This is a genomic window from Pseudomonas onubensis (assembly GCF_965653655.1).
Lineage (GTDB): Bacteria > Pseudomonadota > Gammaproteobacteria > Pseudomonadales > Pseudomonadaceae > Aquipseudomonas.
Genome location: NZ_CBFHAZ010000046.1, coordinates 18,256 through 44,912, shown reverse-complemented (window position 1 = coordinate 44,912; position 26,657 = coordinate 18,256). Strand labels below are relative to the sequence as shown.

Annotated in this window: 16 protein-coding genes; 9 read left to right on the top strand and 7 right to left on the bottom strand. The window is 60.4% G+C overall.

The features are described from left to right. Positions 1–238: 238 nt before the first annotated feature. The 3 genes from ACTD9P_RS16460 to ACTD9P_RS16450 form a co-directional block, all read right to left on the bottom strand. A complete protein-coding gene (locus tag ACTD9P_RS16460; RefSeq protein ID WP_438868515.1) occupies positions 239–3,922 on the bottom strand; it encodes a translocation/assembly module TamB domain-containing protein in 3,684 nt (1,227 codons plus the stop codon). After that, entirely contained in the window at positions 3,922–5,649 is a 1,728-nt protein-coding gene (locus tag ACTD9P_RS16455; protein ID WP_438868514.1) for an autotransporter assembly complex protein TamA, read from the bottom strand. The genes ACTD9P_RS16460 and ACTD9P_RS16455 overlap by 1 nt, the downstream gene beginning before the upstream one ends. A 63-nt stretch (positions 5,650–5,712) precedes the next feature. Continuing rightward, entirely contained in the window at positions 5,713–6,363 is a 651-nt protein-coding gene (locus ACTD9P_RS16450) for a GNAT family N-acetyltransferase (RefSeq protein WP_138814865.1), read from the bottom strand. Between the two features lie 168 nt (positions 6,364–6,531). Here ACTD9P_RS16450 and xthA point away from each other — a divergent pair, with 168 nt between their 5' ends. Continuing rightward, positions 6,532–7,344, top strand: a complete 813-nt coding sequence (xthA, locus tag ACTD9P_RS16445; RefSeq protein WP_438868513.1) for an exodeoxyribonuclease III — start codon at positions 6,532–6,534, stop codon at positions 7,342–7,344. Positions 7,345–7,454: 110 nt separating this feature from the next. After that, positions 7,455–8,783 (top strand): phosphate ABC transporter substrate-binding/OmpA family protein, encoded by a 1,329-nt coding sequence (locus ACTD9P_RS16440; RefSeq protein WP_438868512.1) that lies wholly within the window; start codon positions 7,455–7,457, stop codon positions 8,781–8,783. A gap of 133 nt (positions 8,784–8,916) precedes the next feature. On the opposite strand, the gene ACTD9P_RS16435 is transcribed toward ACTD9P_RS16440, so the two are convergent. Continuing rightward, the gene (locus ACTD9P_RS16435) at positions 8,917–10,146 is read right to left on the bottom strand and encodes an acyl-CoA dehydrogenase (protein WP_438868511.1); all 1,230 of its coding nucleotides are present in this window, start codon (positions 10,144–10,146) and stop codon (positions 8,917–8,919) included. 166 nt (positions 10,147–10,312) lie between these two features. On the opposite strand from ACTD9P_RS16435, the gene ACTD9P_RS16430 reads away from it, so the two are divergent. The 3 genes from ACTD9P_RS16430 (at position 10,313) to ACTD9P_RS16420 (ending at position 12,742) form a co-directional block, all read left to right on the top strand. Continuing rightward, positions 10,313–11,248 (top strand): LysR family transcriptional regulator, encoded by a 936-nt coding sequence (locus tag ACTD9P_RS16430; protein ID WP_017136514.1) that lies wholly within the window; start codon positions 10,313–10,315, stop codon positions 11,246–11,248. A gap of 184 nt (positions 11,249–11,432) precedes the next feature. Beyond that, positions 11,433–11,825, top strand: a complete 393-nt coding sequence (locus ACTD9P_RS16425; RefSeq protein ID WP_017136513.1) for a MerR family transcriptional regulator — start codon at positions 11,433–11,435, stop codon at positions 11,823–11,825. 17 nt (positions 11,826–11,842) lie between these two features. Next, on the top strand, positions 11,843–12,742 hold the full coding sequence (locus ACTD9P_RS16420) for a hydroxymethylglutaryl-CoA lyase (protein WP_438868510.1): 900 nt from the start codon (positions 11,843–11,845) through the stop codon (positions 12,740–12,742). Between the two features lie 531 nt (positions 12,743–13,273). On the opposite strand, the gene ACTD9P_RS16415 is transcribed toward ACTD9P_RS16420, so the two are convergent. Both ACTD9P_RS16415 and ACTD9P_RS16410 read right to left on the bottom strand, forming a co-directional pair. After that, positions 13,274–18,619 carry an NEL-type E3 ubiquitin ligase domain-containing protein gene (locus ACTD9P_RS16415; protein WP_438868509.1) on the bottom strand — a complete coding sequence of 1,782 codons (5,346 nt, stop codon included), beginning with the start codon at positions 18,617–18,619 and terminating at the stop codon, positions 13,274–13,276. Positions 18,620–18,686: 67 nt separating this feature from the next. Continuing rightward, the gene (locus ACTD9P_RS16410) at positions 18,687–20,315 is read right to left on the bottom strand and encodes an AMP-binding protein (RefSeq protein WP_438868508.1); all 1,629 of its coding nucleotides are present in this window, start codon (positions 20,313–20,315) and stop codon (positions 18,687–18,689) included. A 149-nt stretch (positions 20,316–20,464) separates the two neighbouring features. Here ACTD9P_RS16410 and ACTD9P_RS16405 point away from each other — a divergent pair, with 149 nt between their 5' ends. The 4 genes from ACTD9P_RS16405 to ACTD9P_RS16390 are packed head-to-tail and all read left to right on the top strand — an operon-like array spanning position 20,465 to position 25,991. After that, positions 20,465–21,628 (top strand): isovaleryl-CoA dehydrogenase, encoded by a 1,164-nt coding sequence (locus tag ACTD9P_RS16405; protein ID WP_438868507.1) that lies wholly within the window; start codon positions 20,465–20,467, stop codon positions 21,626–21,628. 11 nt (positions 21,629–21,639) lie between these two features. Then, complete coding sequence (locus tag ACTD9P_RS16400; RefSeq protein WP_438868506.1) at positions 21,640–23,247, top strand: carboxyl transferase domain-containing protein; 1,608 nt, start codon at positions 21,640–21,642, stop codon at positions 23,245–23,247. Between the two features lie 15 nt (positions 23,248–23,262). Continuing rightward, on the top strand, positions 23,263–24,069 hold the full coding sequence (locus tag ACTD9P_RS16395) for a gamma-carboxygeranoyl-CoA hydratase (RefSeq protein ID WP_438868505.1): 807 nt from the start codon (positions 23,263–23,265) through the stop codon (positions 24,067–24,069). Beyond that, positions 24,066–25,991: an acetyl/propionyl/methylcrotonyl-CoA carboxylase subunit alpha gene (locus ACTD9P_RS16390; protein WP_438868504.1), complete on the top strand. Its 1,926-nt coding sequence runs from the start codon at positions 24,066–24,068 to the stop codon at positions 25,989–25,991. Before ACTD9P_RS16395 ends, ACTD9P_RS16390 begins: the two co-directional genes overlap by 4 nt. On the opposite strand, the gene ACTD9P_RS16385 is transcribed toward ACTD9P_RS16390, so the two are convergent. Then, a complete protein-coding gene (locus ACTD9P_RS16385; protein WP_438868516.1) occupies positions 25,988–26,623 on the bottom strand; it encodes a LexA family protein in 636 nt (211 codons plus the stop codon). The two genes, ACTD9P_RS16390 and ACTD9P_RS16385, sit on opposite strands and share 4 nt — an antisense overlap. Positions 26,624–26,657 lie beyond the last annotated feature (34 nt).

Below are 26,657 nucleotides of genomic sequence, written 5' to 3'. Positions count from 1 at the left end.
AAGGATGGCCCATCGCGGCGGCCCACGGATTCAAGCCGGAGTGCGGGCATGCCGAGCCTAGGCGAGGCACCGAGTGGTGGGGCGAGGACCTTTTGGTTACTTTTGCGTCCTTGCAAAAGTGACCCGCTGTAAGAGCGGAACCCTAGGTAGCCGTTACCGCAGAAATGGATATGTACACCAAAAGACCGCCATCGCAGGCAAGCCAGCTCCCACAGTTTTTATCGAGTATCGGGGGAGTTTAGAAATCCCGCTTGTAGAAGATGTCCAACGAACTGGCCACACCACTGGCCACTTCCAGGTACACCTTCTTGCTCAGCAAGTAACGCAAGGCAATGGTATTGGCCGGCTCAAACACCCCCACTCCATAGCGCAAGCTGAGCTTCTCGGTAATCTTGCCACTGGCCACCACCGCTGTTTTGTTACCGCTGCCTTGGGTATCAAGGTCAAAATCCTGAATCCCCAGCTTGTTGGCGATATCCGAAGTCACCCCCGCACTGCCCATCAACCCCAGGCCCAGTGCAGCCTCAGCAAGCATATTGTTATCTTCACCGGTGTTGTTACGCGAACGCCCCAACACCAGATACGACAACGCATCCTCCTGAGGCATCGCCGGCTCAGAGAAAATCTGCGTAGTCGGCTGCTCCGCGCTACCACTCAGGCGAATACCGGCAGTCACAGTTCGGGAGTCTTCGACCACGACCCGTGTCGCCTCGATATCCAGGAACGGCTGATCCAAGGGACCTGCAAACAACAACCGCGCACGCCGCACATTGAGGCGCTGCCCGTAGGCACGGTAACGCCCATCGTTGAGCCACAACTCACCACGGGTGTCCATGTTGTCGCCAATATGCACATGGCCCTGAACCTTGGCGGTCAAGCCAAAGCCGGCAAAGTTAAGCTGGTCTTCACCCACCTCGACATCAATGTCCATGGCCATCGCCATCGGCGGCTTGCCCTGCTCGGTCTGGCTGCCGACGATCACCGTGTCATCCGAGACCTTGACCGTCGACGGCGGCAGTTCACGCACGGTGATATCGCCGCGCGGGATGTGCACCTTGCCGGCAATCGCCAGCTTGTCGTCTTTAAGGCTGATCTTAAGGTCCGGCGCCACTTCCAGCTTGGCATAGGGCTCAACCGTGACCGGCAATTTCGAACCTTGCAGGCTCAGGTCCACCGCGAGTGCCTGGCCCCAGCCGACATGGCCCTTGAGGCTGCCCTGCCCGTCTTTACCGCTGCGCCACCCGCCGTTGAGCTGCACACTTTCACCGGCGATCAGCGCCTGCACGTTCAAGCCCTCAAGGCTCATAGGCAGCTCCGGCCCGGAAACTTCACCGTCGACCAGGTTCACAGTGCCGTTGACCTGCGGCGCCAACAGCCCACCCGAGATGCGGCCGTTACCGTTGAGTTTGCCATTGAGGGTTTCCACCATGGGTACAAACGGTCGCGCCACGGCGAGGTCCAGGCCGGTAAGGCTGAATGTGCCGGTGATCGGCTTGTCCTTGGGCAACGGGTTGATCTGCGCCTGCAACAGCAACTCGCCGAGCTTGCCACCGCGAAAATTCAGCTGCGTGTCGATGCGCTTGGGGTTGAGGGTGGTTTCCAGCTTCAAGGTGTCGTAGGGGAAATCCACCCACTGATTTTTGTCCTTCACGCGCAAGGTGCCGCCGCTGGCGTCCACCGCGACTACGCCTTTAGGGCCGCTGCTGGGCAGGTCGAGTTGCACATCGGCGTTGAGCTTGCCCTGCCAGGCGAAATCCTTGGGCAAAAACGCCGCCAGGCTGTCGATCGGGAATTGCTTGAGGTGGTAGCGCAGCTTGGGTTCGGGCATCAGGCGTTGGTCTTCACCGCACAGGCTGGAACCGCCAGACACCCAGCAGTGCGCGGCAAAGGTCAGCTTGCCGTCGGCCAGGCGTTCGATTTTGGCCGGGGCTTGCAGCTTCCAATCCTGGCCGCCGGCCTGCACATCGCCACTGGACAGGCGCCCACGCCAGTTGCCTTTGTCGAGGTTGCCATCCAGGGCCAGGGCGAGTTTGACCAATGGCCCAGCCAGATCGAGTTGGACTTTCTGGCTCTTGATGTCGCCCTGGGCACTGGCGGTCAGGGTGCCGACCTGGGTTTCACCGGCTTGAATGCCGCTGCCCTTGAGGTCGATTTTCGCGCGCTGAGCGCTATCGAGGGCTGCATCGAGTGTGAGGCTTTGCAGTTTGTTGTCGGCAAACGCCAGTTGCTGGCCTTTGAGATCAAGCTTGCCTTGTGGCGCCTTCAGCGTACCGGACACGTCCATGCGGCCGTTGATTTGCCCGCGCAACTGCGGCCACAGCTGGGCCAGTCGCGCCAGTTTGATGTCGATCTGCCCGGCCAGGCGTTGTTGCAAACTGCCACTCCCGTTGATGCGGTTGTCACCCAGGCGGATATCCAGGTTGGCCAGGGTCCACTGCTCGCCCGCGCCTTCGGCCTTGGCCGACAGCACGGCGGTTTGGCCGCGCAAATGGCCCTTGAGGTCGAGGTCGGCATTCAGTTTAAGCTGCTGGTTTTTGAACTCACCCTTGCTGCGTAACGGCCCGGCCAAGGTGCCCGGCAACTCTGCGACCCAGTACGCCGGGTTGAGTGCCGATAAGTCCAGCGCAGTGTCCCAGGCGATACCGTCGGCAAATTGCAGGTTCAGGTGGCCTTCGGCCTTGCCTTGGCCGGCGGTCAGTTTCAGCTCGGGCAGGAAGATTTGCTTGAGGTCGCCACTGAAGGGCGTGACCAGATTGAATTTGCCCGCGGGGCCGTCGAGGTCAGCTTTTAGATTGCCAAGGTAGTTGCCGTCTTTATAGGAAACTTCGCCGTTGAACGTACGCAAGGCGACCTGCGGCTCGTCAATTAACGGATAGAGACGATGCCAAGGGAAATCCAGCCAGTTGATTTTCGCGTCGGCACTGAAGCCTTGCTGCCAGTCCAGGTTGGCGCTGAGCTTGAGGCTTTGCTGCTCACCGGCAGTCAGGTCGAGGCCGGCGATCTGTGCGCCCTTGGCGTCGACCTTGCCCTGTAACAGCAAGGCCACCGGGCCTTTTTCTGCGGGCAGCACGGCCCGGCCGAGCAACTGGTAGCCGCTGCTCAAGTCGCCCTTGGCAGTGAGGTCCAGTTGATTGAGCTGCAAAGTGTCGGGCAAGTCGGCGCTGGGTTTGAAGCCATCCGCCGTGATGTGCAACTGCGCGGGCAGGTTCTCCACCAGAGGTTGCAGCTCGCCGCTGAGCTTGGCGGGCAAGTAGCCGCTGCTGTCGGCGTCGAGCTTGAGGGTCTTGAGCAGGTCGCCGTCAACCTTGAGCGCAACCTTCCACAGCGCGCCGCCGGGTGCATAGGGCAGGCTCAGGTTCCCGGTGGCGCTCAGCGGCCAGTTGCCGGTGGGTTGCAGCAGGCCGTTGAGGTCCAGCACCAGGCCATCGCGTTGCAGGTGCACCGAGTCGATCTGCATACCGGCGACTGTCCAGTGCGCCGCCAGTTGCAGGCCCTTGAGTTCTTCGCTGCCGTTAAACAGCAGGCTGCCGACGCGAACGTCGCCCAATTGGATGGCAACCGGCAACTTGAGATCCGGCAATGTGATCGGGCCGCTACTCGGTTCATTGCTCGGCGGGAATTGCAGGCTGACCTGCTCCACGTCCAGCTGGTTGATGCACAGGGTCATGCGCAGCAAGCAGCCCGGTGACCAATCAAACTTCGGTGCATTGAGTTCTACCCGGCTGCCATCCTGTTGCCATAACAGATGGTCGGCGCTCCAACGGCCGCCCAGGTGGCCCTGGAAATTTTCCACACTCAACCCCGGGACCTGGTTCAAGGTCCACCGGCTGCCGGCCTGGGTGCCGAGCACTGACCACACTGCCAACAACAGCAGCATGAGGACCGCCACAAGGGCCAGCCCCGCTATTTTCAAACCACGCATCACAGCTCAGGCCCCATGGAAAAGTGCAAACGAATGCCGCCCGGATCTTCGAGGGCATGGGCCAGGTCAAGGCGAATCGGCCCCACTGGCGACACCCAGCGCACACCCACGCCCACGCCGGTTTTCAGGCTGGGCATTTCCAGGGTGTTGAAGGAGTTGCCTTGGTCGATAAAGGTCGCGATGCGCCATTTTTCCGCGATGGAATATTGATACTCGGCGCTCAAGGCCACCATGTAGCGCCCGCCAATGCGGTCACCGCGATCATTCTCGGGGGACAGCGTCTGGTACTCGTAGCCGCGTACGCTCTGGTCACCACCGGCAAAGAAGCGCAGCGACGGCGGCACCGACTTGTAGCCGTTGGTGGCACTGCCGCCGAACTGCGCACGGCCGAGGAAACGGTGGTTGTCCCACAAGGTGGTCAGGCCTTTGATGGTGGCGGTGCCGTACAGCAAGTTGGTGTCGGAGCCGAGCCCTTCCTTGGCGACCTTGGCATCGAACATCAGGCGATAGCCATTGTGCGGGTCGATGCGGTTATCACTGCGCAGGTAGGAATAGTTGATGCCCGGCATCACCAGGTTGCTCAAGCCCGAGTCATTGCCCAGGCGATATTCTTCGCGCTGGTATTTGAGCGAGATGACCCGGGTCCAGCCGCTAGGCAATTTGCTGTGCCATTCCGGGCCGAGGGTAAGCAATTTACTCAAGGTATCGGTGTTGGCGATTTCTTCATTCTGGTAACCACCGGCGAAGCGCAGCTTGTCGGTCAACGGCGGGTCAAGGGGAATGTCGTACCACAGGCCGACGTTCTGGCGTGGCGCCGACAGTTCGGCCTCCCAGCCATAGCTGTGGCCTTGCGGGTTGACCCAATGGCGGGTCCAGTTGGCTTTGCCGCGCGGGCCGACGTCGGTCGAGTAACCGAGGCCCAGGCCCATGGTGCGTGGCTTGCGAGTATCGAGCTGCACCGCCACCGGGATCACATCGTTGGTCGAGGCGGTTGGGCTGGCGTCCACGCGCACGCCTTCGAAGAAGCCGCTCGATTGCAGGTTTTGATTGAGTTCGGCGATCAGCTCGGAGTCATACGGCGTGCCACTTTTGAACGGAACCATGCGTTGCAGCAGGTCGTCATCGAACGGCGTATCGCCGGTAAACCCGACTTTGCCCAAGGTGTAGCGCGGGCCGCTGTCGTAGATGAGTTCGATATCGGCGACACCGGCTTGCGGGTCCACCAGCAGCTTCTGGCTGCTGAAACGCCCATTGAAAAAGCCATAGCGTGACGCCTGGTTCTGGATCAGACGCTTGGCGTCTTCGTAGTTGCCGTGGTTGAGCACGGCGCCGGATTTAAGGTCGTCGCTGACGGGCACGCGAAACGTCTTGAGGCTCGCGGCCTGGCCGTCGACCCGAATGGTCACGTTGCGCAAATGCACCGGCTCGCCGGGGTCGATGGTGAGGGTCAAGCGCGGGTTCTTGCCGCCCTTTACGTCACTGGAGATCTGCGGCTGATAGAAGCCCAGCGCCTGGGCCGCCTTGCGGGCCTGCTCCTCGGCGCCACGGCTGAACCGCAGCAAGGCTTCTTCATCACGATCGCCAACCCCGCCGATATAGCCTTCGATGTTGGCTTTCAACGCGTCGTTTGATGGCTTGATGCGCACGTCCAATTCGCTTTGCGCAAATACGCCGCAGCTTGTGAACAGCAGAACCAAGCCGCTGGTAAATCTTCCTGGGAGCTTCATAGGCGCGGATGCTACACAGCTGGGGAGACTCTTTGAACCCGGAATTGTCTGAATAATTCTGTCTTAAGCCGTTGCAGCATGTAACGCCTGGGGATTGGGATGAAAAAACACGTGTTCCAGGACGGGTCCTACGGCGACCTCACCGATTTCTTCATAGCCCTGGCGCTTGTAGAAATCCAGATAACGCGAATTGCCGGTATCGAGCACCACACCCGATGAATGCGGGTCTTCAGCACACCAGTTGTGCACCGCCTGCAACAGTTGTTCGCCGTAGTGTTTGCCCTGGAACTGCGGGTGAATACCCAGCAGCGGCAACACATGCACCGACTCGTTCGGCAGGCACGCCAGCACCGCGTAGTGGTAATCCAGGTAACGCCGAGTGCCGCGCACGCCGGTGCTCAGCCACATACGCAACTGCCAGGCCCAGCTCTCGGTGATGCCCAGGCGCCGTTGCGGTGGCGCAATCAAGGCGATGCCGATCAGCCGGTCGTTGACGAACAGGCCAATGGCAGGAAGCTTCTGGAAAAAATGCTGCTTGACCAGCTCACGCACAGTGGCACGCACCCGCTGTTCGTACCCCGACCGTTCAGCCTCGAAAATGTAGGCGAAGGTCGGCTCATGCCGATAGGCCTGGTACAGCAAGGAACGGGCCTCGCGGGAATAGCCGCTGTTGAGCAGGCGAATTTCGGCAATGGCAGTGGCAGTGTCCGGCATACAGTCAATCTCCCTGGGCGCCATTCAAAAGATGGCGTTCTTATAGGTACGAACCCGCGCAGCACCGGTCGTTCCCAGACATTAGCAGTGCATGCGCCCTACCGCCACGCTGGCCCCCGCCGGACTTGTCGGCTAGCATCGCCCTTTTGCCAGACTGGACTGCCGACCATGAAAATCGTCTCCTTCAATATCAACGGGCTGCGCGCCCGCCCTCATCAGCTGGCAGCGTTGATTGAAAAGCATCAACCCGACGTGATCGGCCTGCAGGAAACCAAGGTGCACGACGACCAGTTCCCACTGGCCGAAGTGCAGGCTCTTGGCTATCACGTGTACTACCACGGGCAAAAAGGCCACTACGGCGTGGCCCTGCTGTCGCGCAAGCCGGCGCTGAGCCTGCACAAAGGCTTTGCCAGCGACGAAGAAGACGCCCAGCGCCGCTTTATCTGGGGCACGTTTGCCGACGAGCATGGCCAGTCGATCACGGTAATGAACGGCTACTTCCCCCAGGGCGAAAGCCGCGACCACCCGACCAAGTTCCCGGCCAAGCAACGCTTTTATGAAGATTTGCAGCAGCTGCTGGAAAGCCAGTTCAGCAATGACCAGCCGCTGGTGGTGATGGGTGACATCAATATCTCTCCGGAAGATATCGACATCGGCATCGGCGCCGACAATGCCAAGCGCTGGCTCAAAACCGGCAAGTGCAGCTTCCTGCCGGAAGAGCGCGAGTGGATGGCGCGCCTGAAGAACTGGGGCCTGGTCGACAGCTTCCGCCACTTGAACCCGGACGTGGCCGACCGTTTCAGCTGGTTCGACTACCGCAGCCGTGGGTTTGAAGATGAGCCCAAGCGTGGGCTGCGCATTGACGTGATCCTGGCCTCTAACGGCCTGGTGTCGCGGGTCAAGGAGGCGGGTGTGGATTACGACCTGCGCGGGCTGGAAAAACCCTCGGACCATGCGCCGATCTGGCTTGAGTTGAGCTGACCCCAAGATTTGTGTACTTCAATGTGGGAGCTGGCTGTGTGTCAGTCATATTTTTGAAACCCCACTGACTTAATCTGGCGGCACTCCCTTTGGCTTAAGAAGGTGCCGGCATGATGCTGCGCGTTCTGTTCCTGTTGCTACTGCCGCTCTACGCTGTCGCCGCTGCCATCCCCGTTGCCGACCAAGGCCCCGCATTGCGCATCCAGGGTTCCAATACCATTGGTGCGGCGTTGGGGCCTGCGCTGGTCAAGGGCATGCTCGAGCACCAGGGCTTGCAGGCGGTGCACAGCGAGCCCGGCGATGGCGCCAATGAACAACGGGTGATCGGCAAGACGCGTCAGGGCAAAACCGTCACGGTCGAGGTCGCGGCCCACGGTTCCAGCACCGGGTTCAGTGCACTGAAAAAATCCAACGCGGACCTTGCGGCGGCTTCGCGCCCGATCAAGGACAGCGAGCTGGTGGACCTTGAACCCCTGGGCGACCTGAAAAGCCCGGACGCCGAACAGGTAATCGCCATCGACGGCCTGGCCATTATCCTCAACCCGCAAAACCCGCTGAATACCTTGAACACCGAGCAGCTGGCGCAGATTTTCAACGGAGAGGTCAGCCAATGGGAGGATGTGGGCGGTGTCGGCGGCGCCATTCATCTGTACGCCCGGGATGATCAGTCCGGCACCTATGACACCTTTAAAGAGCTGGTACTGAACCGGCGCGGTAAACCGCTGGCCACGACTGCCAAGCGTTTCGAGTCCAGCGAGGCGTTGTCCGATGCGGTGAGCCATGACCCGCACGGCATTGGTTTTATCGGCCTGCCCTATGTGCGCCAGGCCAAGGCACTGGCGATTGTCGACGGTGACTCACAGCCGATGTTGCCGGCGACCAGCCTGATTGCCACCGAAGATTATCCGCTGTCACGCCGCTTGTATTTCTACCTGCCGCCATCGAACCACAACCCGTGGGCCAAGGCCCTGGTGGACTTTACCCAAACTGGCAAAGGCCAGGCGATTGTGGCCGCCAACGGTTTTATCGCCCAGCAGGTGCAGGCGATTGCCGTGGAGCCACGGGCGTCAATGCCCGAGGACTATCAAGCCATCGTGCGTGACGCCCAGCGCTTGAGTGTGAATTTTCGTTTCGAGGAAGGCAGCGCCAGCCTGGACAACAAGGCGCGCCAGGACTTGCAGCGGGTGGTGGCGTATATAAAAAGCCACGGCAAGCTCGACAAGCAGGTGACGCTGGTGGGGTTTGGCGATGCCAAGAATGACCCGCAGCGGGCAGCGCTGTTGTCAAAGTTGCGGGCGATGGCGGTGCGCCGGGAATTGGTCAAGAGCGGCGTGGTGCTGCGGGATATTCGCGGCTTTGGCGCGCAGATGCCGGTGGCGGCGAATACGGCGGATGAGGGGCGGATCAAGAATCGGCGGGTGGAGGTTTGGGTGTACTGACCCCTCGGGTTTTGTGTTGTAAATACTGGCCTCTTCGCGAGCAAGCCCGCCCCCACATTTTGACCGCGTTCCCCCTTTGGAATACGGTCGAAATGTGGGAGCGGGCTTGCTCGCGAATGCAGGCGCCTCGGTCTTACTGCCCGCCGCGCATCAGCTCTTTAGGCACATACTTGCCAATCTCAAACTTGCCAATCGCCGCACGGTGCACTTCATCCGGGCCGTCGGCCAGGCGCAGGGTGCGTTGCATGGCGTACATGTAGGCCAGCGGGAAGTCGTTGGAAACCCCCGCGCCGCCATGTATCTGGATCGCACGGTCGATCACCTTCAAGGCCACGTTCGGCGCCACGACCTTGATCTGCGCGATTTCGCTTTTCGCGACTTTGTTACCGACGGTGTCCATCATGTACGCCGCTTTCAGGGTCAGCAGGCGTGCCATGTCGATTTCCATGCGTGAGTCGGCGATCTTGTCGATATTACCGCCCAGGCGCGCCAATGGCTTGCCGAACGCGGTGCGGCTCACGGAGCGTTTGCACATCAGTTCCAGTGCACGCTCGGCCATGCCGACGGAGCGCATGCAGTGGTGAATACGGCCAGGGCCAAGGCGGCCTTGGGCAATCTCGAAACCACGGCCTTCACCCAGCAGCACGTTTTCATACGGCACGCGCACATTGTCGAATAACACTTCGGCGTGGCCGTGTGGCGCGTCGTCGTAGCCGAACACCGGCAGTGGTCGTACGATTTTTACCCCTGGCGTGTCTACCGGCACCAGGATCATCGAGTGCTGCTGGTGGCGCGGCGCGTCCGGGTTGCTCAGGCCCATGAAGATCAGGATCTTGCAGCGCGGGTCGCAGGCGCCGGAGGTCCACCATTTCTTGCCACTGATCACCCACTCATTACCTTGACGCTCGGCGCGGGCGGCCATGTTGGTGGCGTCGGATGAGGCCACGTCCGGTTCGGTCATGGCGAACGCCGAGCGAATCTCGCCGCGCAGCAGCGGTTCAAGCCAGCGTTGCTTCTGTTCTTCATTGGCGTAGCGCACCAGCACTTCCATGTTGCCGGTGTCAGGTGCCGAGCAATTGAACGGCTCTGGGCCCAACAGCGAGCGGCCCATGATTTCGGCCAGCGGCGCATATTCGAGGTTGGTCAGGCCGGCACCCAGCTCTGATTCGGGCAGGAACAGGTTCCACAAACCTTCGGCTTTTGCCTTGGCCTTCAACTCCTCCATGATCGCGGTGGGCTGCCAGCGGTCGCCTTCGCTGACCTGGCGTTCGAACACCGGCTCGGCCGGGTAAACGTAAGCGTCCATGAACGCGGTAACGCGTTCACGCAGTTCCTGAACCTTGGGCGAATAAGCGAAATCCATGAGCAGCTCCCTTCTCTGAGAGGTTGTTTAGGTCATGCAATCGATGCTAGAACAGCGTTGATAATTTACCTAGCCTATTCTCGGCGTGTATTAACATTCATCACCGATATATGATCGGCGTATGAGCACCTGATAAATCGCCAACTGAAAATAAGAGCGCAACGACATGAATCTGAGCAAGGTCGACCTCAACCTGTTTATCGTCTTCGACGCGATCTACACCGAAGCCAACCTGACCCGCGCCGGGCAGATCGTCGGCATCACCCAGCCGGCGGTGTCCAACGCCCTGGCCCGCCTGCGCGAAACCTTCAACGACCCGCTGTTCGTGCGCACCGCCCAGGGCATGGTGCCCACGCCCATGGCGCAGAACATCATCGGCCCGGTGCGCAACGCGTTGTCGTTGCTGCGGGTGTCGGTGCAGGAAAGCCGGATTTTCAACCCGCAGCAGGCGGCCAAGACTTATCGCATCAGCATGACCGACCTCACCGAGGCGGTGATTCTGCCGCTGCTGTTTCAGCGCCTGCGCCGCCTGGCGCCGACCGTGGTGATCGAGAGTTTCTTGTCCAAGCGCCGTGAAACCACCAAAGAACTGGCTGCCGGGCGCCTGGACTTTGCCGTGGATGCACCGCTCAACACCGACCCGCAAGTGCGCCACGTCAAGCTGATGGAAGACCGCTACGTGTGTGCCATGCGCAAGGGCCACCCGATGGCGGGCAAGGACAAGTTCACGCTGGATGATTACCTGTCGCTGACCCACATCCATATCTCCAGCCGTCGCAACGGCTTGGGGCACGTCGACCTGGCGCTGGGCAAGATGGGCATCCAGCGCAAGATCGCCCTGCGTTCCCAGCATTACCTGATGGCCTCGCAAGTGTTGCAGCAGACCGACATGGTGATGACCGTGCCCGAGCGCTTTGCCCGACGCCATGAGCTGCATTGGTTCAACCTGCCGGTCAACGATGTGCCGCCGGTGGAAACCCACCTGTACTGGCACGAAAGCACCGACCAGGACCCGGCCAACCGCTGGATGCGCGAGCAGATGATTGAGCTGTGCCAGCAAGTGACGGCACACGAAAAGAAGCTGGATGGCAAGCAAGCCTAAGCGCCTCTGTGGCGAGGGAGCTTGCTCCCGTTGGCCTGCGCAGCAGGCCCAGCTTTTGGGGCCGCTTCGCGGCCCAGCGGGAGCAAGCTCCCTCGCCACAGGGTGGGAGTCAATCCAGGCTATTTGCTTGACGTAAACGTCAACCTGCCTTTAGCTTAACGCCAAGACCTTCTTGAGCGCCCCCATGAGCACGACCTACAGCATCTCCGACCTCGCTCGCGAGCTCGACATCACCACCCGCGCCATTCGCTTCTACGAAGAACAAGGCCTGCTGGCCCCGGAGCGCCGGGGCCAGGAGCGCATCTACTCGGCGCGCGACAAGGTCAGCCTCAAGTTGATCCTGCGCGGCAAGCGCATCGGTTTCTCCCTGGCCGAATGCCGTGAGCTGATCGAACTCTACGACCCCACCAGCGGCAACCACATTCAGCTCAACAGCATGCTGGCCAAGATCGCCGAGCGCCGTGAGCAACTCGAGCAACAGATGCTCGATATCGAACAGATGAAGCTGGAGCTGGACACCGCCGAAGAGCGCTGCACCCAGGCGCTGGCGCAAACCATGAACCCGGTTGGCCCATAAACACAAGGTAGCTGCCCATGTCTCTCCCCTCTTTTGTGCGCCTGGTGGAAGTCGGCCCGCGCGACGGTTTGCAGAACGAAGCCCAACCGATCAGCGTGGCCGACAAGGTTCAACTGGTGGACGCACTCAGCGCAGCCGGCTTGAGTTATATCGAAGTCGGCAGTTTTGTCTCGCCCAAATGGGTGCCGCAGATGGCCGGCTCCGCCGAAGTGTTTGCGCAGATCCGGCGCAAGCCCGGCGTGACCTACGGTGCGCTGGCGCCCAACCTGCGGGGCTTTGAAGATGCGCTGGCGGCGGGCGTGAAGGAGGTCGCGGTGTTTGCGGCGGCGTCCGAGGCGTTTTCCCAGCGCAATATCAACTGCTCCATCAGCGAAAGCCTGGAGCGTTTTGCGCCGATCATGGCGGCCGCCAAGCAGCACGGCATCAGCGTGCGCGGTTATGTGTCGTGTGTGTTGGGTTGCCCTTACGAAGGCCAGATTGCGCCTGAGCAAGTGGCGGCGGTCGCACGTGAGTTGTATGCCATGGGCTGCTATGAAGTGTCGTTGGGCGACACCATCGGCACCGGCACCGCAGGCGCCACACGGCGGTTGTTCGAAGTCGTCGGTGCGCAGGTGCCACGGGACAAATTGGCCGGGCATTTCCATGATACCTATGGCCAGGCAATCGCGAATATCTACGCCAGCCTGCTTGAGGGCATCCACGTATTCGACAGCTCTATTGCGGGCCTGGGCGGATGCCCTTACGCCAAAGGCGCCAGCGGTAACGTCGCCACCGAAGATGTGGTGTACCTGCTCAACGGCCTGGGTATCAACACCGGTATCGATCTTGCGACATTGATGCGTGCAGGCCAGCAGATCAGTCACGTGCTGGGTCGGCCGACGGGTTCGCGAGTCGCCAAGGCACGTAACGCCGGTTGAGTAGCTTAGCCGTGACAATGTGTTACCGCACGCCTACACATCGAGTAACACGGGAACATATTTTGTCGAATATCCCGCAGGGAAATTCCTACACAAAAATCAAACCATTGATTTTAAAAGACTTTTAAAAGTTGGCACGGCTCCTGCTATCTCTATGGCATAACAAGAATAAAAAGCGCCAAACCTAATAAAAATAAGACGAAACGACTCTGACATAACAAAAACAACACGGCAGAGACGCAGCTAACAGATTTTTTTGAAGAAGATGTGCTTCGCAGGGTACGGCGTGCCGAAACCCGCAACCGGTTAGAGAAAAATAAAACTACCTCAGGTAGCTACCACTGGTTGGATCGTTAACGAAGAAGCAGATCAGCGTTCAAAAAAATACGTTTGCTCTTGACCCCGGATGGGGGTCGCCAAAAACAGCGGTAAAGGGTAACGGTTGCCAAAAACAACAATAGACCGCCCCTCAATAATAAAAAAAGAGCACGCAACGACAAATTAAAGGGGACCTTCGGGTCCCCTTTGTGCTTACTGACGCACGGGGTCGGATGGGCCCGGTCGATCCAGTATTGATTGCGTAACCGCCACCAAAGCACGCTTTTCCTCCAGCGCCCAATTTTCTCCCAAGGCCTCTTGCTGGGTGGATATGAAGTTGGCGTGTGGCAACCCGGAAGGCTCAACAACTTGCTCGCGTTCCAAGCCAAAAAGCCTCGTCACCTCGGCCACCATCTCGTTGATATCTTCCTGATACGAGGCACGCGCCTCAAAGTTTTCGGTTTGATAATAGTCTGCGACGCTGGTTTCGAGTTCATCCAACGCCGATGACTTTTCCTGAAGCAGTTGTTTGGGTTCACTGAAGCGTTGTTCAATCTCTGTGGCATAGAGCCGCCTCAGGTGATTCTCCCAAAAGGGCTCCTCCACCAAAAAGCGCGCCAGTGCACCCGGCACAGCCTCCTGCTCAAGCACGGTATCGCCAGCCTGGCTTATAAGTGATTCGTTGACCGGGTACAGATCCCCAAACGTAATATGGCGCGGCTGAAGGGGGAGCTTGAGCCGATCGGCCAGGGAGGTTCGATACACCAGGTCCACCTCGATACCTTCACTGAATGGTTCTCTGGGCCAATCCACCACACCTACCTGACTGGCAATCTCGCTTAGCTGGCGCAGGGCGTCGTTTGCGGCCCGTAGCCCGGGCGCCCCTGACTCCGCGGCCGCTTGTGCGGCATCGGCAGACGCCGTTGCCGCCAGTGAGGCGTCGGCCAACGCTGCGGCGTTGGGCAAGCCTTGATCCTCAGCGGCTGTCGCAGCCACGTACACTGCATCAGCGGCAGCTCGTGCCTGCGATGCCGATTCGCGCGCAGCAATATCGGCGCTGACCCATTTATCCAGCTCCACCAGACGAAAATGGCCCTTGCCCAGCTCTATCAGCCCCGGCTCAACCTGCACGGTACCTGCGTCAAGCCCGGCTTTATGAATGCGCACCTGTAGACGCAGCTTGAACAACACATCAGTGCGCTGGTCCACGCAGGTGCCTGGGGCGTCGACGGCCTTGAAAATCTCCCGGCGAAGCGCCTCATCCTGCGAAACATCGCTTATCAGCTCCCAGACTTGCTCCGCAAGGGCGGCACGTGCAGCCGCTGCCTTGTAGGTTGCTGAACGGGTCATATCCGCCAACAACCGAAAGAACGCATCGGCCCCTGGTTCTACCCGAAGGTCCTGCCAACGCTGTGTGAGTTGTAAACGTTGAGCGGCTGGCATTTCCTCAAGCCAGACCAACAACGCCACGCTCTCGGTAACATGCCGTGGCATCGCCCTGTCGAGCAATGCCACACCACTACGGTGCCTGTAGGCTTCGATGCGATCCCGGGTTTGCTGCGACAGGGGATTCTCACCCAGCGTCGTGCCTCTGTTCTGCTCAGTCGTGCGTTGAAACAGCGCATCAGGCAGCTCCACCAACGCGTTTCTATTCACGTCCAGACGCTTTAACCTACGCAGCTCCAGTGCCCCGATGGGCAGTTCAAGTAACCCGCAATCTGACAGATAGAGTTGGTCCAGCTGTGTCATGGCGCTGACATCCGGGGCCAGTACCAGAGGGTTCTTCGCCAAAGAGAGCACGCGCAACTGTTTCAAGCGCGCCAACGCAGTCACGCTGTCCGGAGTCAACTGCAGTTGGTTGGCCTCCAGAGACAACTGGGTCAGCCCGCTCATACTGCCAATAATCTTTGGCAGCCGAGTCAATCGGTTCCCACTCAAAACCAAGTGGCGCAGCCCTTTGAAGGAACCCAGAAACGCGTCGACGTTATCCGTCAAGCCCATGCGTCGTAGACTCAGGCTCGATACGTGGGGGATTTCAACCGTTAATATCGGCAAGTCTTCGACAAGACAATCGTTGAGGTTCAAGGCATAACCCGTCACCTCACCGACATTACTGCGAACAATCTCGGTACGGCGCTGCCAGGCCGCCTTGATCTTCTGCGCCACCTGCAACTTACTGCGATGAGTACCTGCCCACTGCTCCAATTCATTGCCCAATCGGTCAAATTCGACCTGCCTGCGGCGAACCTCCTTGAGCATGAAGGCATCTCCCTGCCCCTTGACGTTCAGGTACTCCTCTATCTGCTCCAGTGTTGAGCCGGGATAGAGTTTCTGAGCTTCGAGTTGACATTGCAGCGCACGTGTCGACGGTACTTGCGCGCTGTAGCCCCGCGCACCCCGAGCCAATGCCAACGGCGATTGGTGGTCTTGCCGCACGGCCGGCATATCAAGGTTGCTGCGTAATTCGTCCGGGGTGGGTGCGTGTCGCCGCAAGGCTTGGCGCAAATTCACCCAGCGCGTTTCGGCCGGGTAAACCATGACCTCGACATCAGGCGTCGGCACCATGGCAAACAGCGACTCATAGAAGCGGTCGGTGTCATACGGGTGCCAGACACTTCCGACCCGACCATCGGCATGCTTGATCCAGACACCGGTCCGTTTGGCCTTGAGCGGTCCGATGCTGTCCAACAAAGGCCCTGCGAACGAGCCTTCACGCAATTCGATACGCACCGTGTCCGACCACCCTGGCATGTCTTTCAGAGTGCGCAACGCGAGACGCGCCATGTCTTCGCTGACGTCTTCATTGAGGTACAGGCCTTCATAGGTGCGCTGCAGTCGAAATGCATCCAGGTATTCGCGCGCTTCTTGCGAAAGCTGCAAGGGAGGGCGTTGTGTCGTACTCAGTTGGTTGCGCTGAGTTTCATTCGTATGCTCCAGCATTTGGTCTACCGCGGCAGCGGGCAGCTCGGAAAATGCCTCCTGCACCCACCGCGCAGGCTCGTCCGTACTCTGCGGCAGGACCGTCAACAGTTCATCACGCCGCAATCGAGCCGCCAGTGCCAGCCGCAGGCGCAACCTCGACAGGGTCATGCCGGGATCACGCGGGCGCTGCAACAATTTGTTCAGCTCGTGCGCGTAAACGCTCGCGGAGGGATTTTTTCTCAGCCCTTCGCGCAGTCGAGCTTCCTGAACATCCTCGCCCAACACGACCTGCAACTGTTCGTTGTTCAGCTCCGCAACCACAGAGTCGAGCAACTGACCGCTGTACAACGCCTGCTCACTGATCGCAACCTGGGCCTGTGCCTGGGAACCGACGGGGGCCTGATAAATCGTGTCGCCGTGTTCAGTGCCGATTACACTCAGGCCTCTGGACGATGGCCAGATTTTTTCGTGGGTCAGCAGTTCCAACTGCAAGTCAGGATCGGCCTGGCTGTAGACCATGGGGTCGGGGCTGCGCATCTGCTCAATGAAACTGCCATAGCGGCGATCAACTTGAAAACGTCGGATGCTCTCGGCCAATAGCGGCGGCGGTGGCGTGAGGTCGATATACATCTTGCGCAACTGATCTTCCTGAATCCCGCTGACCTGGAAAACCTGCTCTAACTGCTCGTCGTTGAGCCCATCCACTGAAGGGCCGATACGCCGCATAAGCGTGCGCCGGTCCCAACTCAGCGGCTGCTCGAATTCGTATACCCAGGCGCCCATACCGTTGTGCGTGGCGCGTGGCGTATAGCGGCGTAAATCACTGGGGTGGCGCAGGGTGTATACGTCATCTGCCCACGCTAGTTCGTAATAACGCCCATCCTGCGCAGGCAGGTAGCGTTTGCCGGCATGGGTATACACACCCTGGGAGTCCGGGCGCGCGCCCGGCGGTAAGGCTACGACGTGTTGATAATCTTCCAGGTTCGGTTTCGCCAAACGCGTCTTCCCTTGCGGGGAAACCACATGCACCCACCCTTTGACATACTCGGACTCGCTCAACGCCGGAATCAGCTTATGCCCGGCCGCCACAAACGCCAGGTTCAGCATGACCCCCGATACGTGTGCCCACGCCTCTTTCGTATCACCTGCGCGAAAAGCGGCAACGGTTTCCTCAAGCTCATACATCATTTGAACGGCACCGACCACCATCATCAAAGGACCCAGCCCCGGCACAACGAATGAGGCCAGGTTGAAAACATCCAAAGCCGCGCTGCCGACAGCCTGCAGCCATTCTCGCCGGGCGCGGCTGTCTTGATCAGCGGTGGACACGACGAGCGCCTTGGCGTTATTACGGATCAGGGTGAGTTTCTGTCGCGCCCAGGAATGCAAATCGACGTAGTACGTTGTCTCGAATATCCGTGGCCGGTGGTGCCCTGCATTGCTGTCCAACGTAAGGTCGTCTTGGGACGAATACCTGTCGTCAGGATCCAGGGAGCGCTGTATCGCGGCAAAAAATTCGTGCTGGTGTTCGACCGGAATAAATTGACTAAAAAACACTCGGTACTTGAATGAACAGAGGCGCCTGGCCAAATCATCGGCCACATTCCATAGCGAGGTGTATTCCATCAGCGGTTTGTCCGGATCCCCCGGCACGTAAAGGACGAAGTCCTCACTACGTGGTGCTTCGGTGTAAAACAACATGAGCTGCCGGGTTTGGACCCCCTCGATGGTCGGCGTCGAACACCGCAGATTGAACTCTCTCCAGATCACATCCTTTTGACTCAGGCGGTACGCGGAGTAATCAATCAGCATCTGGAAACTGTCGGCTTTAATGTGGTTTCGTGCAAACGCGATTCTAGCCTCCACCTCCAACCGTGTTTTTTTATACTTTACCAACGCTCCAAGCAATGCCATGGCCGCAGTGCCGGCCTCTGTGCCCGGTTCGTCAACGGGCAGCAGCACTGCGTCGACATGCGCCTGGTATTGTTTACCCAGATCAAGGCGGCGACAGAGGTCCGCAAACCGACAGGCCGGCAGCGTCAGCGCCAGCCGTTTGACGGCAAATTCGGTAGGCAATATTTCGCTGTCGGCGTGGAAGTCGAACTGCGTGATCAGGTGACAATCGCCGCATTCCCCTGGTAGCGCTTCAGCCGCAGAGAAGTTACCCATGGCGGCCTCCAGCAGCGTGGTGCCGGAGTAGTAAAAGTCTCTTGGCCCGCCAACGCCAGTGGCAAACGCAAACGCCCCGCCAAAATCGCTACGCTCATCGACACGATTGAGGTAGTAAATTTTGCGCGCGTAAAAGGTTCTGCGCACATCCAGGTCGAGATTGAGCTGGGTTTTTATTGCCTCGACCAGTAAAGGCTCGACAAACTCGACACTGTCCTTAAGGCCATCAAAAACCCGATCGACCGCGTTCAATGCCGCCCAACCGTCGGCATGGGCAGCATGGAAGGCTTCACGCGAAGAGGCACTGGCGGTGCGGTAAAAGTCCGGCACCTCAAGTGCCAGGCCAGCCAATTCGCGCTTGCGGCGCAGCGAAGCGTCGGCATACCAGCCAGGGATGTGCTCCCTGATCGGAGCAGCGTGGATACTTTGCACATCTACACGTGCGTTGACGCTGTCTATTTCGTCCATGTCAGGTCCAGAGAAGGTACTCAAAGGACCAATTTAAAGCGCTGCTCCTGTGCCGGGGGCTAAGTAGTTAACGCCGCAGTTCCTCGATACTGATTTCGCGCATGCGAAACTTCTGAATCTTGCCCGTCACTGTCATCGGAAACTCCTCCACGAACTTGAAGTGCCTGGGCGTCTTGAAGTGCGCAATACGGCCCTTGCACCAGGTTTGTAACTCCAGCTCGTTGGCCACATGCCCGGGGTGAAACTTGACCCAGGCGACGATCTCCTCACCGTAACGCTCGTCAGGAATGCCGATGATCTGCACATCGGCCACCGCCGGGTGGGTGAAAAAAAACTCCTCCAACTCGCGCGGGTACACATTCTCGCCGCCGCGAATAATCATGTCCTTATTGCGCCCGGCGATGCACACGTAGCCGTGCTCATCCATGGTCGCGAGGTCACCGGTGTGCATCCAGCCGGCATCGTCGATGGCGTCGCGGGTGCCTTCGGGGTTGTTCCAATAGCCGAGCATCACGCTGTAGCCACGGGTACAGAGTTCACCGATGTGGCCACGGGCCACGGTGTTACCGGCCTCGTCGATGATTTTGTTTTCGAGTTGCGGCTGGGTGCGCCCGACGGTGGTGACGCGTCGCTCCAGGTCGTCATTGGCGCCGGTCTGCAATGACACCGGGCTGGTTTCGGTCATGCCATAGGCGATTTGCACTTCACCCATATGCAACTCGCTGATGACCCGGCGCATCACTTCGATGGGGCACGTGGCGCCGGCCATGATGCCGGTGCGCAGGCTGGAGAGGTTCAGTTCACCCCGCTGCGGGTGATCGAGCATGGCAATAAACATGGTCGGCACGCCGTACAGGCCGGTGGCACGTTCTTCGGCAACAGCAGTGAGCGTCAGCAGCGGGTCGAAACCGTCATTGGGGTAGATCATGGTGGTGCCGTGGGTGATGCAGCCGAGGTTGCCCATGACCATGCCGAAGCAGTGATACAGCGGCACCGGGATCACCAGGCGGTCCTGCGCGGTGAGGCCCAGGCTTTCACCCACCATATAACCGTTATTGAGGATGTTGTGGTGACTGAGGGTGGCGCCCTTGGGGAAGCCGGTGGTGCCGGAGGTGTACTGGATGTTGACGGCTTGATCGACGTGCAGGCTGGCTTGGCGGCTATAAAGCTGCTCGGGCGGGATGCCGGCGCCGAGGGCCGCCAGCTGCGACCAGGGCATAAATCCCGCGGGCGGGCTGGGGTCCAGGCTGATAAGGCCGCGCAGTTCGGGCTGCAGTTCCTGCAGCATGGCGTGGTAGTCGCAGCTTTTGAACGAACCGGCGCATACCAGCCATTCGCAGCCTGACTGTTTGAGCACGTAGTCCAGTTCACTGCTGCGATAGGCCGGGTTGATATTGACCAGAATCACCCCGAGCTTGGCGCTGGCGATTTGGGTGATGCACCACTCGGCACAATTGGGCGCCCATATGCCCAGGCGATCGCCGGTTTGCATGCCCAAAGCCATGAATGCGCGGGCGTGCAAATCCACCGTCTCGGCCAACTCCCGCCAGGTGTAGCGGCGCCGTTGATGGCTCACCACCAAGGCTTCGCCATCGGGGTAGTGCGCCACGGTGCGATCGAAAGCCTGGCCGATGGTCATGGCCAGCAAGGTCTTGTCCTGGGAGCCACGGCTGTAGCTCGGGTGCGGTTGATCCATAACGACCCCTGTTGTCTTTTTTGTAGGTTGACGTAAACGTAAACTACGATTGACAGCGTCGTAACGCAAGCTTACGTTAACGTAAAGGTGAGCGCCCTCCCCCGCGCGCCGCCCACACAACAACAAAGCTCACATTAAGGTGCCTGTCCATGAGTTACCCGTCACTGAACTTCGCCCTCGGTGAAACCATCGACATGCTGCGCGACCAGGTGCGGTCGTTCGTGGCCAAGGAGATCGCGCCCCGCGCGGCCCAGATCGACATCGACAACCTGTTCCCCGCTGACTTGTGGCGCAAGTTCGGGGACATGGGCCTTTTGGGCATCACCGTGCCGGAAGAATACGGCGGCGCCGGCCTGGGTTACCTGGCGCATGTAGTGAGCATGGAAGAAATCAGCCGTGGTTCGGCGTCGGTGGCACTGTCCTACGGCGCGCACTCCAACCTGTGTGTGAACCAGATCAACCGCAACGGCAATCACGAACAAAAACTTAAATACCTGCCCAAGCTGATCAGCGGCGAACATATCGGCGCCCTGGCCATGAGCGAACCGAATGCCGGCTCCGACGTGGTCTCGATGAAGCTGCGCGCCGACAAGCGCGGCGACCATTACGTGCTCAACGGCAGCAAGACCTGGATCACCAACGGCCCCGACGCCAACACCTACGTGATCTACGCCAAGACCGACCTGGAAAAAGGCGCTCACGGCATTACCGCGTTTATCGTCGAACGCGACTCGAAAGGCTTCAGTCGCAGCAACAAGTTCGACAAGCTGGGCATGCGCGGCTCCAACACCTGCGAGCTGTTTTTCGATGACGTCGAGGTGCCCGAAGAAAACATCCTCGGCGTGCTCAACGGCGGCGTCAAAGTGCTGATGAGTGGCCTGGACTACGAGCGCGTGGTGCTCTCGGGCGGCCCTACCGGGATCATGCAAGCGTGCATGGACCTGATCGTGCCCTACATCCACGACCGCAAGCAGTTCGGCCAGAGCATCGGCGAATTCCAGCTGATCCAGGGCAAAGTCGCCGACATGTACACCCAACTCAACGCCAGCCGCGCCTACCTCTATGCGGTGGCCCAGGCCTGCGAACGTGGCGAGACCACGCGCAAGGACGCCGCCGGGGTGATCCTCTACAGCGCCGAACGCGCCACGCAAATGGCCCTGGACGCGATCCAGATTCTAGGCGGCAATGGCTACATCAATGAATTCCCTGCCGGGCGCCTGCTGCGTGACGCCAAGCTGTACGAAATCGGCGCCGGCACCAGTGAAATTCGCCGGATGCTGATTGGTCGCGAACTCTTCAACGAAACCCGCTGAAGGAGCGCCCCATGGCCATCTTGCACACCCAGCTAAACCCCCGTTCAGCGGAGTTCGCCGACAACAGCGCGGCGATGCTTCAACAGGTCGACGCACTGCACACCCTGCTCGCCCATGTGCAACAAGGCGGCGGCGCCAAGGCCCAGGAGCGGCACACCTCGCGCGGCAAACTGCTGCCCCGTGAGCGTATCAACCGCTTGCTCGACCCTGGCTCAGCGTTCCTGGAACTCAGCCAGTTGGCGGCGCATCAGGTGTACGGCGAAGACGTGCCGGCGGCCGGCGTGATCGCGGGGATCGGCCGCGTGGAAGGCGTGGAATGCATGATTGTCGCCAACGACGCCACGGTCAAAGGCGGTTCCTATTACCCGCTCACGGTAAAAAAACACCTGCGTGCCCAGACCATCGCCGAGCAGAACCGGCTGCCGTGCATCTATCTGGTGGACTCCGGTGGCGCCAACCTGCCGCGTCAGGACGAAGTATTCCCAGACCGCGAGCACTTCGGGCGGATCTTCTTCAACCAGGCCAATATGAGCGCCCAGGGCATCCCGCAGATCGCCGTGGTGATGGGCTCGTGTACTGCCGGTGGAGCTTATGTACCGGCCATGGCCGACGAAGCGATCATGGTGCGCCAACAAGCCACGATCTTCCTCGCCGGGCCGCCATTGGTAAAAGCCGCGACCGGCGAAGTGGTCAGCGCCGAAGACCTCGGCGGTGCCGATGTGCACTGCAAGATCTCCGGCGTGGCCGACCACTATGCCGACAGCGACGAACATGCACTGGCCCTGGCCCGACGCAGCGTGGCCAACCTCAATTGGCGCAAGCAGGGTCAGTTAGTGCAACGCCCGCCGGTGGCGCCGCTGTACAGCAGCGAAGAGCTTTACGGCGTAATTCCGGCCGATGCCAAGCAGCCGTTCGACGTGCGCGAAGTGATCGCGCGGCTGGTAGATGGCTCGGTGTTCGATGAGTTCAAGGCGCTGTTTGGCACCACGCTGGTGTGTGGTTTTGCGCACCTGCACGGCTACCCGATTGCGATTCTGGGCAACAACGGGATTCTGTTCGCCGAAGCCGCGCAAAAAGGCGCGCACTTTATCGAACTGGCCTGCCAGCGCGGGATTCCATTGCTGTTTTTGCAGAACATCACCGGTTTTATGGTTGGCCAGAAGTACGAAGCCGGTGGCATCGCCAAGCACGGTGCCAAGCTGGTCACGGCGGTGGCTTGCGCCAAAGTGCCCAAGTTCACGGTGATCATCGGTGGCAGTTTTGGCGCAGGCAATTATGGCATGTGCGGCCGCGCCTATGACCCGCGCTTTTTATGGATGTGGCCGAATGCACGCATCGGCGTGATGGGTGCCGAACAGGCCGCCGGCGTGCTGGTGCAGGTCAAACGCGAACAGGCCGAGCGCGCGGGCAATGCATTCAGCGCCGAAGAAGAAGCCGCGATCAAGCAGCCGATTCTCGACCAGTACGAAACCCAGGGCCACCCCTACTACTCCAGCGCACGTTTGTGGGATGACGGTGTAATTGACCCGCAGCAGACCCGAGACGTGCTGGCGCTGGCGCTGTCCGCCGCGCTGAATGCCCCCATCGAGCCGAGCCGCTTCGGCGTGTTCCGCATGTAAATGGAGCTGTACCCCATGAGCGATTTCAACACCCTCGAACTGGTCACCGACAGCCGTGGTTTCGCCACGCTGTGGCTCAGTCGTGAAGCCAAGAACAACGCGTTCAATGCGCAGATGATCCGCGAACTGATCATCGCCCTCGACCATGTGCAGGCCGATGCGTCCCTGCGGTTTCTGGTACTGCGCGCACGCGGCAAGCACTTCAGCGCCGGCGCAGACCTGGCCTGGATGCAACAGTCGGCTGAGCTGGATTACCACACCAACCTGGACGACGCGCGCGAACTGGCCGAGTTGATGTACAACCTGGCCAAGTTGAAAATCCCGACCCTGGCGGTGGTGCAAGGCGCAGCTTACGGCGGCGCGCTGGGCTTGATCAGTTGCTGCGACATGGCGATTGGCGCGGATGACGCGCAGTTCTGCCTGTCGGAAGTGCGCATCGGCCTGGCACCGGCGGTGATCAGCCCATTCGTGGTGCAGGCCATCGGCGAGCGGGCGGCGCGGCGCTATGCGCTGACGGCCGAGCGTTTTGGCGGCCAGCGTGCGCGTGACATCGGCCTGCTGGCGGAAAGTTACCCGGCCATCGAGTTGGATGCGCAAGTGGAACTATGGATCGCCAACCTGTTGCAAAACAGCCCGGCGGCGATGCGCGCCAGCAAGGATTTGCTGCGTGAAGTCGGCAACGGCGCCCTCACCCCGGCGCTGCGTCGGTATTGCGAAAATGCCATCGCGCGAATTCGCGTGAGCGCCGAGGGCCAGGAAGGCTTGCGCGCGTTCCTGCAAAAACGCCCGCCCAGCTGGCAAGCGCAGGAGCCACGTTCATGAGCACACTGACCACTGTGCTGGTGGCCAACCGCGGCGAAATCGCCTGCCGAGTGATGCGCACCGCCAAAGCGATGGGCCTGACCACCGTGGCGGTCCACAGCGCCACCGACCGCGATGCGCGCCATAGCCGCGAGGCCGATATTCGGGTCGACCTGGGTGGCAGCAAGGCCACTGACAGTTACCTGCAAATCGACAAACTGATCGCCGCCGCCCAAGCCAGTGGCGCGCAGGCGATCCATCCGGGTTACGGCTTTCTGTCGGAGAACGCCGGCTTTGCCCGTGCGATTGAAGCCGCCGGTCTTGTTTTCCTCGGCCCGCCCGCCTCGGCTATTGATGCCATGGGCAGCAAATCAGCGGCCAAGGCGTTGATGGAAACCGCCGGGGTGCCGCTGGTGCCGGGCTATCACGGTGAAGCCCAAGACCTGGAAACCTTCCGCGACGCCTGCGAACGCATCGGCTACCCGGTGCTGCTCAAGGCCACGGCCGGCGGCGGCGGCAAGGGTATGAAAGTGGTCGAGGAGGTTAGCCAGTTGGCCGAGGCCCTGGCTTCGGCGCAGCGTGAAGCGCTGTCGTCCTTCGGCAATGGGCAGATGCTGGTGGAGAAATACCTGCTCAAACCGCGCCATGTGGAGATTCAGGTGTTTGCCGACCAACACGGCCATTGCCTGTACCTCAATGAGCGCGACTGCTCCATTCAACGTCGCCATCAAAAGGTGGTGGAAGAAGCCCCCGCACCGGGCTTGAGTGCCGAGCAGCGTAAGTCCATGGGTGAGGCTGCCGTGCGTGCGGCACAAGCGATTGGCTATGTGGGTGCCGGCACCGTGGAGTTCTTGCTGGACGCGCGTGGCGAGTTCTTCTTCATGGAGATGAACACGCGGCTGCAGGTGGAGCATCCGGTGACCGAGGCGATTACCGGCCTTGATCTGGTCGCGTGGCAGATTCGTGTGGCTCAGGGTGAGCCGCTGCCGATCACCCAGGATCAGGTGCCGTTGATCGGCCATGCGATTGAAGTGCGCTTGTACGCCGAAGACCCGGCCAATGATTTCCTGCCGGCCACCGGGCAGCTGGCGCTGTACCGTGAGTCTGCACCGGGGCCGGGCCGTCGTGTGGACAGCGGCGTAACTCAAGGCGACATCGTTTCACCCTTCTACGACCCGATGCTCGGCAAGCTGATCGCCTGGGGCGAAGACCGCGAACAGGCACGCCTGCGCCTGGTGAGCATGCTCGACGAGTTTGCAGTGGGCGGGCTGAAGACCAACCTCGGCTTTTTGCGGCGCATCATCGGCCATCCGGCGTTTGCGGCGGCTGAACTCGATACCGGATTTATTCCGCGCTATCAGGATGAGCTGCTGCCAGCTCCCGGCGCCTTGAGCGATGAGTTCTGGCAGGCGGCGGGTGCGGCGCTTATACAGAGCCAGCCCGCCGGTGATGGCCCGTGGGCGGATACCCGCGGTTTTCGTGCCGGGTTGCCTGCACAAATATCGTTGCATTTGAGCTGCGCCGGGCAGGACCGGCTGTTGACGTTGCAGGGCGGCGTCGCGCAGTTGCGTGGCGATCAATTGCTGATCGAACACCAGGGCGTGCGCCGCGCTCATCTGGCGGTGCGCATCGAAGGCATACTGTACCTGCGCTGGGACGGCCAGATGCAGGCCGTCAGCCTGTTTGACCCGATTGCTGCGGTCGAGGCCAACCAGACTCATCAAGGCGGCCTAACGGCGCCGATGAACGGCAGCATCGTGCGGGTGCTGGTGCAAGTCGGTCAACACGTGGAGGCTGGCACTCAGTTGGTAGTGCTGGAGGCCATGAAAATGGAGCACAGCATCCGCGCGCCCCACGCCGGGGTGGTCAAGGCGCTGTTTTGCCAGGAGGGCGAAATGGTCGCCGAAGGCAGCGCTCTGGTAGAGCTGGAAGCCGCGGGCTAAAACTTCGCCGTGGCCTGCACCACAACGCCGAGGATTCGGCACGCGTCAGTGAACCGCTGTTTGGGGTAAGTCGGATTGAGCGGCACCAGGTAAAGCTGGCCGCTCTCTTCGAGCAATTGGCGAAAGGTCGCCTGGGTGCTGTCGGGCCATTGCGCGACCACCAGCTTGCCGGGCTCGGCTTCGATGGCCGGGTCCACCAGGATCATCATGCCCGCACCAATGCTCAGGCCGCTGGGCGCGGTCATGGCATCACCCGTCACGGGCAACCAGAAGGCTTCGCCCTGGGCGTGGTAATCGGTCAGTTCGAAACGTGCCGCGCCGTAAGCGGGGCGCTCTTCGCGGATTTCGCAGACGCCCTTCCAGTCGCTGACCGGGTAGCGGAAGTACGGGTTGTAGTGTTTTTCCAGCACTGGCGTTTCGTCGGCCTTTTCGCGAATCTCCAGCGCGACTTCCAGGTAGCCCAGCCCCAGCTCGGCCAGCACCCGGTTCATGTCCGCCAGGCTTGGCACACGACGCTTATTGAGCCAATGGCCAACCCCGCCCTGGGACATGCCCAAGCGTTCGGCCAGTTCATCCTGCGTGACCTTGCGGTCTTTCATGTTGGCTTTGACCAACGCTATCCAGTTATCCATGGGCGTGACGATACGTTGCGCAGTGGCCACGACA